This window comes from Rhodococcus sp. MALMAid1271 (assembly GCF_049195265.1).
In the GTDB taxonomy this organism is placed as follows: Bacteria; Actinomycetota; Actinomycetes; order Mycobacteriales; family Mycobacteriaceae; genus Rhodococcoides.
This window is the reverse complement of record NZ_JBMIRQ010000049.1, coordinates 61,945-74,282: the sequence shown is the minus strand read 5'-3', so window position 1 is coordinate 74,282 and position 12,338 is coordinate 61,945. Positions and strand designations below refer to the sequence as shown.

Genomic DNA, 12,338 nt, shown 5'->3' with positions numbered 1-12,338 from the left:
GACCGTTCACTGTGTTTTGTTCTCAGTGGCGACGTCGAAGACGTCGAGTGGAGTGTCGCGGGGATCTTCCCATGTGTTGGGCACCAACATCATTCGCGTTTCCATTTCCAATTCCGACAGCGCGTGTAAGTAGATCTGTGTTGTCACCACGGAGCGGTGTCCGAGGCGACGTCGCACCCAGTCCAGAGGGTCACCGAAGATCTGTGTCCATTGCCCTCGCTGTTCGGCAGTCATTTCGGTCATCGCGCTGATATGTCCGCGCTGTAGCTGTTCCAGAGTCACCACCGCGAACGTGTGCCGCAGGAGGTGAGCATGTGCAGTCAGAGGAACTCCTGCTCGACGACACCGTGTGTTGGCGACTGCGAACATGTCTTTCCAGGTCGAGACCGCGATGGGGGTGCCGAACTCCGACAGCCAGAACGCGGCCGGCGTCAAGCCATCGGGCCCGTCGATGAGCAAGCGGCGTCGTTCGTCGGCATCGAGGTTGGAAACTTTCACGGTCGATCGCAGACCGGACCGAGTCTGTACGACGACCGGCGAATGCGGATCAGGGATCACGAGCGGGCGGCGAACCTGTTCGTACCGTCCGCAGGCGCGTGCGCGGGCGATGACCTCCGCGCGATCGAGTGTCGCGTACCCGATCAGGTCGGCGATCACGGATTCAGGAACGTAGACTCGGCGGGCCGAACGACCTTTGGCGATGGCCGTCGGCAGCCAAAAACGTTGATAGCCCCCGAGACCGCGAGCTGTTGGCACATCGAATACCGTCAGCGCCGCTTGCTCGGACAACCGCATGCCGGTGCGCACCATCAAGTCGCAGAATGATGCATTGCGCGCCGCCCAGCGACCGCGAAACCCGGTGTCGTGGACACCGTCGGCGCGATATCCGCGAATCCCGACATCGCGCCATAAACGGTAGGACTGGGGTGGGAGCCACTCGATACGATCCGTCGCGGCATCGTGCGAGTAGGTTGCCGGTGTTGTGGTCGAAGAGTCATGACGGACGAGGCCCGCGCCGAACGGCATTGGTCGTCGAACTCTCTGCGGCACAGGGTTGTTCAATATATGGCCCGCGCGGACCTGCCATCGATAGAACTTGTCGACTGCGGCAACCTCTCGGTCCCATGTCGCACCTTGTATGTGCGGCCCTTGAGAGTCGATCCTGCGCCAGCGCCAGTACGCCAGATGGTCAGCCTCGTTGACGTCGCACCAACGAGCTCTGTCTCGTGAGACAGCAACGAAGTTCAAAAACGCGGCTAGATCGCGGGCGTAGCCCACCTGGGTGTGGCGCGCCTTCGCCTGCATATCGACTGATCTGAAGAAGGCATTCAACTCGATGTCATACTCAAATGATGGGTCAATGAGGAACGGCGTGCCGGCCACCAACTCTGGCCGCGCGAACCCAGGCCACTCCAAATTTGTGTCCGGCACCGCTGGCCGCGGCACCAACTCGTGTGGAGTGATACAAACACGCCAACCAGGTCTCGGCATGGTGGGCAACAGTACGTGGACATCTGTCCATCCGTGCACAAAACATAGCGCTCACTGTGGCAGGCTCATCCGGAGGCAGCTCCTTCCGAGACGGGACGCCACTCAAAGTCAGATCGGAAGGTCTCGCGATGGACACCAAATCGCCCGGACTGCTCCATGCTTGGGCGAAAACATCTCGCGGACAATGGATTTGCTGCCTCAGCTTCCAGATACCGATCGGCAACGGTAAGGGCTTTCTCCAGCTTTCCCGGCAGTGGTGCCCCGCAGAAGCTGCGACGCCGGTCCACTGAAACCGCCGTCATCGTCAACACATCTTGACGGCCTCATGCGGCATCAACGTCAAGATATGTTGACGTCGCCTGATCGGCGGCATCGTCAAGACATCTTGACGAACCATGAAGCGTCAAGATATGTTGACGCTATGGAATCGGAGAGCGTTCTCACCCCGACCGAACTGACCGCACTCTACGTCGAATACAAGGCCGCACTACTGGACGTGGAACTCGCGGAGATCGTGCGTGAGCAGGGGAGCAAGGATGCTGCGACGTGGGTGAAGAACTCCGAGCGCCGAATGGGCGAGGCGGTCTCCGACGTCGACGCACTCGAGATCAACGCGTTCCTGGCCTCGACGATGATCGCCGATCGCTACGCCATCATCGGACGCCTCCGGAGTCAGGAGCGGCCGCTGCCGTGGTCCAAGATCGGCGAGATCCTCGGCATGAGCAAGCAAGCCGCGCAGCAGTGGTACGACACCTACAACCTCCGGTCCCCGGTGCAGAACCCCACCAAGCCGCTCGATCCCGCGTGACTGTGGACCGATGATGCTGTAACGCAACCATTTCCGAGTGTACCGCCGCAGGTGCTTCGCGGTCGCCGACCGGGAGTGGACATGATGCTCAACGGCCAGCGGTGATTCACGGCGCAAGTACGGGCAGCCGCATCAGATTCCCGATAATCTTGAAAATTGTTGCACGCCTTGACTTTACAGCGGAACGCTGTAAGGTTAGGGGCATGGGAGAAACGAAGCAGAACCTGACCGCCGTCACCTCCGAGTACGGCGACGAACGACCCCAATACGGTTTGGGAGTGTCGATTCGGCGAGGCGGCACCGAGACCGAGTACCTGGAAGCGACCGGCATCGAGGAGCACGCCCCGATGGACTGGACCCCAGAGATGGCGATGGTGTTGCTCGCCGAGCATGGATACGAAGTCACCGGAAGTTGGACCGACATCAGCGGCATCTGCGTCGAGGATCCGATCTGGGAAGCACCCGTGACGAAGACCGCTGAACGCTGAGCGTGCCGCATCCCGCCCCATTTTCGCGAGTGAGGCACCGGGCAGCTGATATCTGCCCGGTGCCTCACCTGCACACACTAGCCAGGGAGAGACCACACACCATGACCACCACCATCGCCGCACAATCGACTCCGTCCGCGACCGGCTACACCCTCGTCGACGCCGATCCGAACGAGCTCAACATCACCGCCAATGTCCGCACAGGCGTCGACATCACCGCTGCACCCGAGTTCATCGCCTCCATCACCGAACTCGGCGTCCGCCAGGCAGTGTTGGCAGTGCGCCGCGCAGACGGGACCCTCGCCGTTCACGACGGGCAACGCCGCGTCCTCGCCGCCCGAGAAGCCGGCCTCGCCTCGATCCCGGTAATGGTGCGTGATCAGACCACCGACGAGCGAGCAGCAGGTATCGAGCGCATCACCGAGCAGATCAACCTCAACGATCAACGCGAAGGCCTCACCAAGGGCCAACACGCCGCTGGCGTCGCCGAGCTGCGCGATCTGGGGCTGAGCGTGCAGAAGGTCGCGACAGCACTGCACGTCCCCAAGTCCTACGTGGAGAAGGCCGGTCGTGCAGGACGATCCGAGCGCGCCCGCCAGCAGCTCGACGACCGTCAGCTCACCCTCGAAGGGGCCGCAATTCTGGCCGATCTCGAAGACGCCGCACAGGCCGAGCCGTGGATCACCAATGCGATCGAGAAGATCTTCGAGAACAGATACGGCTTCGAGTACCGCTTGGCAACCCTCCAGCGGAAACTCGACGAACGAGCCGACACCCGAGTCGCCGCCGCCGACCACATCGCACGCGGATTCACCCTGCTCCACGACGAACCGTCCACCAGCGAGGGGGAGTGGTTCTCGCTCGCAGACCTACGTACCGCAGACGGCAGCGCGGTCCCGGCCGACGCACCTGAGCAGGCACCGCACCTGTGGCACGTCCACGTCCACGAGACCGGCGCCATCTGGGTCGACAAAGCGACCCGCGAACAGGTCGCCGAAGACGACATCGACTTCGACACCGAGGGCGACGACGACGCGGAAGCGTACGACGAGCTGCGGCACGCCAACACGGTCGAAAAAGTGCCCGCCTGGAGCTACGAGTTCTTCCTCCATCACGACAACCGCGCTGCGGCCGGCCTCGAACTCGCACCCGAGCGGATCGCCGCCGTCGGCGACGCATCCGATGACGATGCTCAGGACGGGCTGACCCCGGCCCAACGCAAGGCAGCGCGCGCCGAAGCCGAACGCATCGAGGACGAGCGGGCCGAACGCCGAAAGGTCAAGGCACTCAACCGCGCCGGAGCGACCGCCACCGAGGCACGGCGTACGTTCCTCACTGGCCTGCTGTCACGCAAGGACGTCCCGAAGAACGCCACCAAGTGGATCGTGACCGTCCTGGCCACCCACGGTGATGTGTTCACCGAATCCAAATGCGGGGAGCGATACGCCGACATCATGGGCTCACCCCTCCGCGAGGCCGCGCAGAAGGCCGACAGCGCCACCGTCGCACGCGCTGAGGTGCTGCTCCTTGCTCGTGTGCTCACCGCGTTCGAGGCCCGTCTCACCGGCCCCCAGGACGCCAAGGACTACTGGCGGTTCTCCTCCAAGCACTACCGAGGCATGGTCGGCATCGACCGCTACCTGACCTTCCTCGCCGACAGCGGACACACCCTGACCCCTGTCGAGCAGGCCGCGATCGGCAACATCACCGTCGACGACGCCTACGCCGCAGTCGACGACGACGCCTGACCGGAACCGCACCGACGGAAGGGCCCCGACCATCCGATGGCCGGGGCTTTGCGTGTTAGTCAAGATATGTTGACGATTGGCGGGTGTGTCAGCGGAACGGTGTGTCCGAACGGTGCACGTTATGCGAGGCGTCGACGTACCCGTAGCGGTACAGCATCGACCGCGCGGCAAGGTAGTTCTCGTACTGGTACGGCCCCGGACCGACCCAGAGGCCGACCACGGCGTCCGCTGGTAGTTCGATACTGCGATAGGGAACCAGGCCTGCTGCCCCGGCCTTGAAGTCCGGATCATTGGGAACTCCCGTCTCCTGACCGAAACCTGGTTCCACGTAACGCCATTCGCGCTCTTCGTCGAAACCTACGTGTTTCACGCTGGCTGCACGAAGAGCCAGCCGCTGAACGGCCTTTCGGACCGCGTACTCATTGGGCTTGCCGGAGCGTATGTCGGTCTGCGCCTGAGCGATGAACAGATGGAAAGCATCGAGTAGCTGGCCCTCGAGGGTGTCGCGCACGTAGGTGACCTCCTGTAGCCCTAGGCCCCCGATTCGCTCGAGAGTGCTGCTGCGAGGGAACAGCTCGGGCTTGAAACCGATCGCGAACCCGCCCGTGCCTTGACCGTAGGCGCGCCACTGACTCAGCGAGTCGCATTTGGTCGAGAACGAGACTGTCGAGCAATGAATGAAGTCCGGGTATGTCTGGTCGATGACTTGCTGAATGGCACGGGCAACCTCTTGGAGAAAGGCCTTCGCTTCGGGAGTGTGGTCGAAGGATCCTCGAACGCCCAGCTCCACCAGGCCGTCCTTGATCAGCTCCAGGCCCAGGGTCAACTCGCGTCGATCGTTGAGAAACTGCGCTGCCGAAGCGTGGAGGATCGGCTTGTAGGTGCCGGATCGGGGCTTGTCGTCCTCGGCCTTCTTGTCCACGTTGTTCAGGATGCCGAGAAGGCCAGCGGTGTTCGTGTAGTGCCACAGCGTCTCCGTGGGGAACTCGGGAACCGCGATCTCCTCGGCGTTTGCGGATTCAACTGTGCGTGCCCCTTTCTTCCGAGTCCATCGGCGGAGCCGCGACGACAGTGTCACGGGCGCAGGTCGGTCCGCGCGCCGCTGCCCGGCCGGTCGGTGATCCATTGATCGATATCGTCGTGCGAGTACAGCGGGGCATTGCCGATGCGACGGGTGGCCTTGGGGGCCTGGCCGCGTGCGACGTAGGACCGCCACGTCGACGATGTGATCGCTCTGCCGGTCCTGCGTTCGATCAGTGCCAGAACGTCGGCAAGGGACAGTTCGTCGGCAGCCATCACTGCCTCGTTGATGCGCATAGTGGTGTGGTGCTCGACATACCTGCACCTTACAGCGATCCGCTGTAGAAACTTCGCTGAACCCCTTGCAACCTTACAGCGGAACGCTGTAAGGATGGGATATGTCCTCGACGCCCACCAAATCACGCCAATTAGATTGGCAGTCAACGCTGTTCGATGGCTGCGCGCTACCTGGATGTGCTGTTCCGGTCGCTACACCGGGCGATGTGTGCCAGTCCTGCCGCGCGGCGTTCGGGGACATGCTGAACGTGCGAATCGACGGATTGGCCCGTGCTCCGGAGCAGGTCCGCGCCGACCTCTTCGCCCGCGACGCGAGCACTCGCGAGCAGTACCGCGCGCAGGCCGCCACCGTGGCTGCCGCGCAGCAGGTGTCGACCCGCAAGCGCAACCAGATCTGCTGGCTCTGCGAAGAGCGACGGACCTGCACCTCGACCGCCGGACGCTGGGAATGCAGCAACTGCCAGACCCTGCCGTCCTGAACATCTGCGCACAGCCCGAGAACCGTCTCTCACACTCTTTCTCCGCCCGACCTTGGGAGCTACCCATGACCGCCACCCTCGCCGCGCCCGCCGCGCCCGCGCGCCGCCGCCTCAAAGGAGTTGGAATGAAACTGATTTCGCTCGACACCCAGTTCGACGGAACAATCATCGACATTCTCGGCTACCGGACCGCGCCCGCAGGCCGCGTCGAGGTCACCGCCCTCCTCGACGCGCCCGGTGCCTGGTACAGCCGCACCCACCCGGTCGTCGTCGACGCCAGCGACGTGCGACTCTCGCTCGCCGTGCAGTCCCTCACCCGTCCCGAGCTGGGCGTGCGGTGATGGCCGAGACCGCAGGCCAGATCGACATCTTCGAGGTGCTCGCCGCCGCCGACGCCGATGAACAGGAGCTGCACGTTCAGCGGCACGGCATCCCGACCTTGTTCGCCAGCCCCACCCGAGGGGTGGTAGCTCGCATCGCCGAATTCGAGACCTGGGCGACCACCTGGGGACGGCACGGCTCCAGCGCCGCCTCCCACGCGTTCCGTCCGGGAATCTGCGACCCGTCCACACCCACCGAGACCTGCCAACCCACCTGTATTGCAGCGGACCTCGACTGCTGCTGCCCGGACACGAGCAGGGACGCTCCGTGTGAGTGCGTTGGCGGCGATGTCTACCGCGGCGCGTGTACCGGCTGCCCGTGGGAAGGGGAGAACCGCGCCGACGAGGCCGAGGCAGTCTGCGACGCCCTCGATCACGCCCATCCCGGCTGGATCGACGACCTCCCGATCGTGATCCCCGAACGCGCACCGTCGCAGAAGGACCAGGTGTGGACAGCGAAGGTCATCGAGCTCATCGGTGAGCGCTCCACCGGATGGCCCGTCATCACCCGACGCGGCAACACCATCGGCCTGCGCTCGGTCCCGCACCGCTCGCCGTGGGGTGGCTACGACATCGCCGCCGCCACCGCAGCCGCACACCTCGCCCGCAAACCGTGACCCTGCTGCCCCACCCGAGCTGGAAAGGCCCATCACCGATGAATAACCCGCTACCCCAAACGACGCCCATTACTACCGCCGATTTCGTGATGTTCCTGTCGCACGTCATGTGGGGGTGCACCGTCCTCGGTATCGCTGGCATGATCTTCGGCGGAGTCACGCTCTTCCGGTCTCGTATGACAGGTGGAGAGGCCAGAACAGCCCCGCAAATGTGCGGGGGAGGGCTCTTCGTTGCCGTCGCCGCCACCGCAGTCCGAGCGGTCCTCTTGCCGGTGTCTACCGAGGAGGCGATGGACCTGCCGTCCGCCGAGCAGCCCGTGATCGCGGACGCCCCGGCACCGCCGACTGTCGTCCCCGACGTTCCGATGGACTGGACTCCGCTGGTCTGGATTGTCGTAGCGGTGCTCGCCCTCGCGCTGGCCGCGTACCTGAGCGTTCGGACCCGCAGCCATGTCGTCGACCGACGCAACGCCAAGAAGGCACTCGAAGCCGACTACGCCGCCGCCCACGCCGTCTACAGCGAGATCACGGACGCCTACGCCGCCTACCTGGCCGACCCCTACTCCATCTTCATCAGGCCCCTGCTCGACGACCTCACCGAGCCGCGCACCGCAGCCTTCATCGACGCCTTCGCCACCATGAACGATGTCCGGCCCGAACAGTGCCCCGACACCGCAGAGCGCGTGCAGGTCTTCGCCCTCGCCGCGCAGAAAGCACGCACCGCCTGGCGCAGCGCCGACGGCTACGCCCGCACCATGGGGCTGCGCGTGACCAGCGTCGAGGACCAACGAACCGTGCGCCGGATCCGCAGCGCACTCGGTATCGCCCTGGACACCTCGGCCACCGGGCAGGAACGCGAGACAGCGCTACGCACCGTCGAGGAACTCGCGGCCGGCATCGTCACCATCCCCGACCGCATCTACGCCAGCGCCAAGATCGCCATAGAAACCACCACACGCAAACAACTCACCAGCTGACCCGTCATGCCCGCTGTGGTGCCGACAGACAGTCACTTGTCGGCACCACCTGGCAGCATGACCCACCAACGGCACAACGACAGGCACAACAGCCGATCACGGCAGAGGCCAGAACGGACAATCACCTATGAACCTCGTCAACACCACAGCCTTCATTGTGTTCGTTGTACTCGTCACCGGGGCCTACGCCCTCGGCACCGTCTACATACGCAGACCGTCCCGATCCGCACTGCACAGCAACGCACTTGCCCTCATCGGCCTCGCCGTAGTCGCCGCTAGCGTCTTCGCCCTCACCTATCCAGACCTCGCCTGGGGATGGAAAGCCGCTCTCATCGCAGGATCCATCCTGTTCGGCTACCTGAGCGCACGGCAGTTCAACAGCACCCGCGCCGAATACGAAGCCGACCAGAAACGCAGCTTCGTCCGAGCCACCGTCGAAGAAGACAGGACCAACCGATGAACCCGTTCACCACCTTCCGTGACCACGCCCGGATCCGCCAGGAATTCCTGTTCGACGACAGCGAAGAGAATGCGGCACGTTACTTCGAGTCAGCGGACGCAATGGACGGGCTTCGGATCGGGCTCAACAGATTCGCCGCTGTTGTGGTGGGCATCCTCGGGATCGCCGCAGCCGCGTACAACGTCAAGATGGGCTTCGACGGATCTGGCGTCAGCATCATCGAACTCTTATTTCCCGCTCTTGCAGTGGCATTGGTGTTCGCTCTTGTCCGTATCGGCAACGAACTGGGCTCGAAAGGCACGAAAGAGATTGTCGCGACCGCGAACAGGGCCAAGTTCATCGGCGATCAACGCCGAGCGAGCGCGTCCGACCGTTGACATGACCAGCCCAGAACAGAAGCCGAAGGTAGTCAGCCCGATCCAACTGGCCGACCTGATCGACAGAGACCGCCGCCTGCTCGACAACTACCTGCTCCGGGGCACCCACTCGATCTTGCCTATCTCTCGTCGTGAACTGGAGCCCACAGGTACGAGAAACAAACGCGTCCGGGAATGGAGGGATGCACTGTACGACCTCTCTCTCAGGGCGCTACGGGAGTCCACACCAGAGCTCCTACGCCGTTGGGTGCACTTGCGGCAGCAGATAGTCGTAAGAGGCCCACTGGGCATCCGTTGGTCCCCGATCCCGCACCGCAACCGACGCTACGAACTCGACCACTGACCGACCGCGACACAACGAACAGGGACACCATGGACATCGCCACTGCTGCAGCCGACAACCAGAAGGCCCTCGATCTGGTGACGGAAGAACCCACATTCGACCATCTCAGGCAGTACGACGCCGCAGCGAGCATCTACACGGGTTTCCTCGGCCGACGGATCGACACCTATCTGCGGGTCGGCATTGCGGGGTTCGTCGTTCTCGTAGCGTTGTACTTCCTTTTCGACGTCCCGCAATTCCCGGGCATCATGGTGGTATTCGTGTGGGTGCTCGGGATCATGGTGCCGATCGCTTGGAATATGCGCTGGCTGCTCATGGTCCGCAAGCTCGTTGTCTCGGCTCACGTCTTCGTGGACACGGCCAGGTCTCTTCGGAACGAAGACTGACCGCGAACACGAACGTCGCGCAACCGACGCGACGAACTCGACCACTGACGAGCCTCGTCACCCTCCATCACTTCCACGCAGGCCCCCGCCAGCCGTATCCCACAACGCCGCCGTAGAGCACCAGCTCCGGCGGCGTTCTGCTTACCCGTCACATTTGCTTTGTCGGAGTCATCTCCGGAATCGGTCGTATGTCCCAAATGCAAACGGAATTGATCACGCGTAGCTTCCTTTTGCCGACATTGGCAATTCGACATTCGGCACTACGTGACGCCAGGGTCAAAATCCTATGTAAACGTCTGCACTGCAACGAATTAGACAAATTAGAACCACCATAATATATGGAAAATTCGAGTGCATTGATATAGAATTGAGGCTACCGAAACAATTCCTCAGGAGCTATTCATGTCGATCACCGTGTACACGAAGCCGGAATGCAACAGCTGTGATCAAACGAAGCGGCGGCTGGACAAGCGCGGCATCGAATACGAGACCGTGGACGTCACCGAGGACGATGCGGCCCGCGACTTCGTCACCGATCGACTCGGCTACCGGCAGATGCCCGTCGTGTTCGTCGACGAGAACACCCACTGGAGCGGCTTCCGTATCGACGCACTCGACAAGCTCGCCGCCGCCGTCTGACCGATCGCCTCTGCCCTGCTCGAACCTGCCCGCGAAACGAGCCTATTTCGATGACGCCTCTGAGTGCAGTTCCCTCACCCGCCGACGAACCCGCTCGTATCCCTGTGCGGGGCCTGGTGTCCGTGGACGACGATGTCGCTGCCGTCGATGATTGGAGCGCAGCTCACCTACCCGCCACCGACCCTGAGGCACTGCTGCTGTGTGCTCTGATGTGGAGCGCCCACACCGGGGGAGTGTCCACCGAGGACCAGCGCATCACCGCGATCGTGACCGGCGACGACTTCGATACCGTCGCCTACCGGCGACTGTTCGTCGTAATCGCAGCTCTCGTCGCGGCCGGCGAACCCTACGACCCGGCGAGCGTCACCGCAGCCTTCATGCGATCCGGATCAGGCGGAGCTAAGGACGCGCCCCTGCTCCGCCGCCTGAACGAGGTCATCACCGCAGGAGCGGACGGCTTCACCGCCACCCACTACGCCGATATCGTGCTCTCCCAGTCCTACCGGCGCAGTTACCGGACCGTGGCAGCGGCCATCGTCCAGGCCGCAGAAGAGCTGCCGGAGGAATACCTGTTCGACCATCTCGTCGAGTACGGGCGCGCTCAACGCGCACTGTGGAAGCGGCTCAACGCCTTTCGTGGACAGCAGTGACAACCACGACCACCGACACGGACGCGGCGGATCACCCGTAGCCCGCCCAAACGTCAAGATATCTTGACGACCCGGTAGCGTCAATATATCTTGACGCCCTGCTGGGTGATGCTCTGGCGACGCAGGGTTATGTATTACACAACCGGACGTTTTGTAGTACACTACCTGTATGGGGATCAGGTGGGCGAGCAGCGCGGACAAGCACGGAATCGACCACGACGACGCCCTGCACGCAGTAGGAAACGCCTACTACGTCGAGGAGGAATTCGACGAACCGAGAGTCCCCGGGCACGCCAAACCGACGTTGTTCATCGGCCCACCGCGAGCACTCGGAGGTCCGCTGCTGGAGGTGATGGTGGAGATGGTCCCGCCGCGCGACATGGTCGTCTTCCACGTCATGGAAGCACGGCGAAAGCATCTCGACCGGATGGACGACTGAACGACCCGCCCCCATCCCCCGTTCGACACGACCAGCTCTACCGCACGACCGCTACCCCGACCAGAGGTGAACATGATGAGCAACTCCGACAAGCCCGACGCGGGCACCGACTACGAGGCCCTGTCCGACTGGGCCGAGAACGAGATGACCCTGCCCACGAAGTCGGCCACAGCGAAACGGGGCCGCGACGCCGCCGCTGCGGGCCGGGCGCTGCTCGACCGTGTCGGTGGACGCCCGTCACTGGACCCCGACGCCGAACCCGGCAGTGAATCACCGGTACGCCAGGTCCGGCTACCCAAGCCGCTCGATGCACGGATCGACGCGATCGCCGAGCAGCAAGGGCGCAGCCGATCAGCGGTACTGCGAGATGCAGTCGCCGAGTACGCCGACGCGCACAGTACGAACGCATGACCACTCCCGGTGTCGTCACCGCCGAAGTGCCCTCTCCGATCGGGGCGTACTTGTGGTGGTGCGGACACGTCGGTGCCGACACGCTCGATCTCGATGCGCTGCAGGAATGGGACTACCTCCACGCCGACGAGATGACCGACACCGAACGACGCACCCTGACCGCATGGGCACGCTCGGCAGGGATCTTCGGTGCACCCGACACCGCGCCGCACCCGCAGCACTGACCGCGCGAAAACCCTGGCCCGAACAGAAAGAAAGGCACCCACACTTCGATTGTGTGGGTGCCTTTCTCGTCCAGTGCGAGCGGTGTCAGTGGCGTTCGCTCCCC

18 protein-coding genes and 1 pseudogene are annotated in these 12,338 nt (G+C 63.4%); 15 read left to right on the top strand and 4 right to left on the bottom strand.

The genetic code is table 11. The features are described from left to right. Window positions 1-6: 6 nt before the first annotated feature. Window positions 7-810 carry a site-specific integrase gene (locus tag ACOQFP_RS04480; protein ID WP_232433769.1) on the bottom strand — a complete coding sequence of 268 codons (804 nt, stop codon included), beginning with the start codon at window positions 808-810 and terminating at the stop codon, window positions 7-9. 270 nt (window positions 811-1,080) lie between these two features. Beyond that, window positions 1,081-1,491 (bottom strand): annotated as a pseudogene (locus ACOQFP_RS04475) (site-specific integrase); the annotation flags it as partial. Between the two features lie 421 nt (window positions 1,492-1,912). On the opposite strand from ACOQFP_RS04475, the gene ACOQFP_RS04470 reads away from it, so the two are divergent. The 3 genes from ACOQFP_RS04470 to ACOQFP_RS04460 all read left to right on the top strand — a co-directional run bounded on the left by ACOQFP_RS04470 (window position 1,913) and on the right by ACOQFP_RS04460 (window position 4,535). Next, the gene (locus ACOQFP_RS04470; protein ID WP_421583615.1) at window positions 1,913-2,299 is read left to right on the top strand and encodes a hypothetical protein; all 387 of its coding nucleotides are present in this window, start codon (window positions 1,913-1,915) and stop codon (window positions 2,297-2,299) included. Window positions 2,300-2,502: 203 nt separating this feature from the next. Continuing rightward, window positions 2,503-2,787: a hypothetical protein gene (locus ACOQFP_RS04465; RefSeq protein WP_421583614.1), complete on the top strand. Its 285-nt coding sequence runs from the start codon at window positions 2,503-2,505 to the stop codon at window positions 2,785-2,787. Window positions 2,788-2,888: 101 nt separating this feature from the next. After that, window positions 2,889-4,535, top strand: coding sequence for a ParB/RepB/Spo0J family partition protein (locus ACOQFP_RS04460; RefSeq protein ID WP_421583613.1), 1,647 nt, complete (start codon window positions 2,889-2,891; stop codon window positions 4,533-4,535). An 88-nt stretch (window positions 4,536-4,623) separates the two neighbouring features. Here ACOQFP_RS04460 and ACOQFP_RS04455 read toward each other — a convergent pair whose 3' ends face one another. Then, window positions 4,624-5,613, bottom strand: coding sequence for a DUF2971 domain-containing protein (locus tag ACOQFP_RS04455; RefSeq protein ID WP_421583612.1), 990 nt, complete (start codon window positions 5,611-5,613; stop codon window positions 4,624-4,626). Further along, window positions 5,610-5,852 (bottom strand): transcriptional regulator, encoded by a 243-nt coding sequence (locus tag ACOQFP_RS04450; protein WP_421583611.1) that lies wholly within the window; start codon window positions 5,850-5,852, stop codon window positions 5,610-5,612. The genes ACOQFP_RS04455 and ACOQFP_RS04450 overlap by 4 nt, the downstream gene beginning before the upstream one ends. Window positions 5,853-6,091: 239 nt before the next feature. Between ACOQFP_RS04450 and ACOQFP_RS04445 the strand changes: the two genes are divergently transcribed. The 12 genes from ACOQFP_RS04445 to ACOQFP_RS04390 all read left to right on the top strand — a co-directional run bounded on the left by ACOQFP_RS04445 (window position 6,092) and on the right by ACOQFP_RS04390 (window position 12,234). After that, complete coding sequence (locus tag ACOQFP_RS04445; protein WP_421583610.1) at window positions 6,092-6,331, top strand: hypothetical protein; 240 nt, start codon at window positions 6,092-6,094, stop codon at window positions 6,329-6,331. Window positions 6,332-6,456: 125 nt separating this feature from the next. Next, window positions 6,457-6,672, top strand: a complete 216-nt coding sequence (locus tag ACOQFP_RS04440; RefSeq protein ID WP_421583608.1) for a hypothetical protein — start codon at window positions 6,457-6,459, stop codon at window positions 6,670-6,672. Beyond that, a complete protein-coding gene (locus tag ACOQFP_RS04435) occupies window positions 6,672-7,328 on the top strand; it encodes a DUF6349 family protein (RefSeq protein ID WP_421583606.1) in 657 nt (218 codons plus the stop codon). The genes ACOQFP_RS04440 and ACOQFP_RS04435 overlap by 1 nt, the downstream gene beginning before the upstream one ends. A gap of 38 nt (window positions 7,329-7,366) precedes the next feature. Continuing rightward, the gene (locus tag ACOQFP_RS04430; protein ID WP_421583604.1) at window positions 7,367-8,305 is read left to right on the top strand and encodes a hypothetical protein; all 939 of its coding nucleotides are present in this window, start codon (window positions 7,367-7,369) and stop codon (window positions 8,303-8,305) included. A 127-nt stretch (window positions 8,306-8,432) separates the two neighbouring features. After that, window positions 8,433-8,765, top strand: a complete 333-nt coding sequence (locus ACOQFP_RS04425) for a hypothetical protein (protein WP_421583602.1) — start codon at window positions 8,433-8,435, stop codon at window positions 8,763-8,765. Next, window positions 8,762-9,142: a hypothetical protein gene (locus ACOQFP_RS04420; protein WP_421583601.1), complete on the top strand. Its 381-nt coding sequence runs from the start codon at window positions 8,762-8,764 to the stop codon at window positions 9,140-9,142. Before ACOQFP_RS04425 ends, ACOQFP_RS04420 begins: the two co-directional genes overlap by 4 nt. A gap of 372 nt (window positions 9,143-9,514) precedes the next feature. Then, window positions 9,515-9,871 carry a hypothetical protein gene (locus ACOQFP_RS04415; RefSeq protein ID WP_421583599.1) on the top strand — a complete coding sequence of 119 codons (357 nt, stop codon included), beginning with the start codon at window positions 9,515-9,517 and terminating at the stop codon, window positions 9,869-9,871. Between the two features lie 402 nt (window positions 9,872-10,273). After that, window positions 10,274-10,510, top strand: coding sequence for a glutaredoxin family protein (locus ACOQFP_RS04410; RefSeq protein WP_421583597.1), 237 nt, complete (start codon window positions 10,274-10,276; stop codon window positions 10,508-10,510). A 50-nt stretch (window positions 10,511-10,560) separates the two neighbouring features. After that, complete coding sequence (locus ACOQFP_RS04405) at window positions 10,561-11,160, top strand: DnaB-like helicase N-terminal domain-containing protein (RefSeq protein ID WP_421583595.1); 600 nt, start codon at window positions 10,561-10,563, stop codon at window positions 11,158-11,160. Window positions 11,161-11,329: 169 nt separating this feature from the next. Continuing rightward, on the top strand, window positions 11,330-11,599 hold the full coding sequence (locus ACOQFP_RS04400; RefSeq protein WP_421583593.1) for a hypothetical protein: 270 nt from the start codon (window positions 11,330-11,332) through the stop codon (window positions 11,597-11,599). 75 nt (window positions 11,600-11,674) lie between these two features. After that, window positions 11,675-12,010 (top strand): CopG family ribbon-helix-helix protein, encoded by a 336-nt coding sequence (locus ACOQFP_RS04395; RefSeq protein ID WP_421583591.1) that lies wholly within the window; start codon window positions 11,675-11,677, stop codon window positions 12,008-12,010. After that, window positions 12,007-12,234 carry a hypothetical protein gene (locus tag ACOQFP_RS04390; protein WP_421583590.1) on the top strand — a complete coding sequence of 76 codons (228 nt, stop codon included), beginning with the start codon at window positions 12,007-12,009 and terminating at the stop codon, window positions 12,232-12,234. The genes ACOQFP_RS04395 and ACOQFP_RS04390 overlap by 4 nt, the downstream gene beginning before the upstream one ends. The last annotated feature ends 104 nt before the right edge of the window (window positions 12,235-12,338 follow it).

Excerpts from the sequence above, each read along its gene's own strand:
- ACOQFP_RS04480 (WP_232433769.1), bottom strand. The coding sequence starts at position 810 with ATGGTGCGCACCGGCATGCGGTTGTCCGAGCAAGCGGCGCTGACGGTA.
- ACOQFP_RS04470 (WP_421583615.1), top strand. The coding sequence starts at position 1,913 with ATGGAATCGGAGAGCGTTCTCACCCCGACCGAACTGACCGCACTCTAC.
- ACOQFP_RS04465 (WP_421583614.1), top strand. The coding sequence starts at position 2,503 with ATGGGAGAAACGAAGCAGAACCTGACCGCCGTCACCTCCGAGTACGGC.
- ACOQFP_RS04460 (WP_421583613.1), top strand. The coding sequence starts at position 2,889 with ATGACCACCACCATCGCCGCACAATCGACTCCGTCCGCGACCGGCTAC.
- ACOQFP_RS04450 (WP_421583611.1), bottom strand. The coding sequence starts at position 5,852 with ATGCGCATCAACGAGGCAGTGATGGCTGCCGACGAACTGTCCCTTGCC.
- ACOQFP_RS04445 (WP_421583610.1), top strand. The coding sequence starts at position 6,092 with ATGCTGAACGTGCGAATCGACGGATTGGCCCGTGCTCCGGAGCAGGTC.
- ACOQFP_RS04440 (WP_421583608.1), top strand. The coding sequence starts at position 6,457 with ATGAAACTGATTTCGCTCGACACCCAGTTCGACGGAACAATCATCGAC.
- ACOQFP_RS04435 (WP_421583606.1), top strand. The coding sequence starts at position 6,672 with ATGGCCGAGACCGCAGGCCAGATCGACATCTTCGAGGTGCTCGCCGCC.
- ACOQFP_RS04430 (WP_421583604.1), top strand. The coding sequence starts at position 7,367 with ATGAATAACCCGCTACCCCAAACGACGCCCATTACTACCGCCGATTTC.
- ACOQFP_RS04425 (WP_421583602.1), top strand. The coding sequence starts at position 8,433 with ATGAACCTCGTCAACACCACAGCCTTCATTGTGTTCGTTGTACTCGTC.
- ACOQFP_RS04420 (WP_421583601.1), top strand. The coding sequence starts at position 8,762 with ATGAACCCGTTCACCACCTTCCGTGACCACGCCCGGATCCGCCAGGAA.
- ACOQFP_RS04415 (WP_421583599.1), top strand. The coding sequence starts at position 9,515 with ATGGACATCGCCACTGCTGCAGCCGACAACCAGAAGGCCCTCGATCTG.
- ACOQFP_RS04410 (WP_421583597.1), top strand. The coding sequence starts at position 10,274 with ATGTCGATCACCGTGTACACGAAGCCGGAATGCAACAGCTGTGATCAA.
- ACOQFP_RS04405 (WP_421583595.1), top strand. The coding sequence starts at position 10,561 with ATGACGCCTCTGAGTGCAGTTCCCTCACCCGCCGACGAACCCGCTCGT.
- ACOQFP_RS04400 (WP_421583593.1), top strand. The coding sequence starts at position 11,330 with ATGGGGATCAGGTGGGCGAGCAGCGCGGACAAGCACGGAATCGACCAC.
- ACOQFP_RS04395 (WP_421583591.1), top strand. The coding sequence starts at position 11,675 with ATGAGCAACTCCGACAAGCCCGACGCGGGCACCGACTACGAGGCCCTG.
- ACOQFP_RS04390 (WP_421583590.1), top strand. The coding sequence starts at position 12,007 with ATGACCACTCCCGGTGTCGTCACCGCCGAAGTGCCCTCTCCGATCGGG.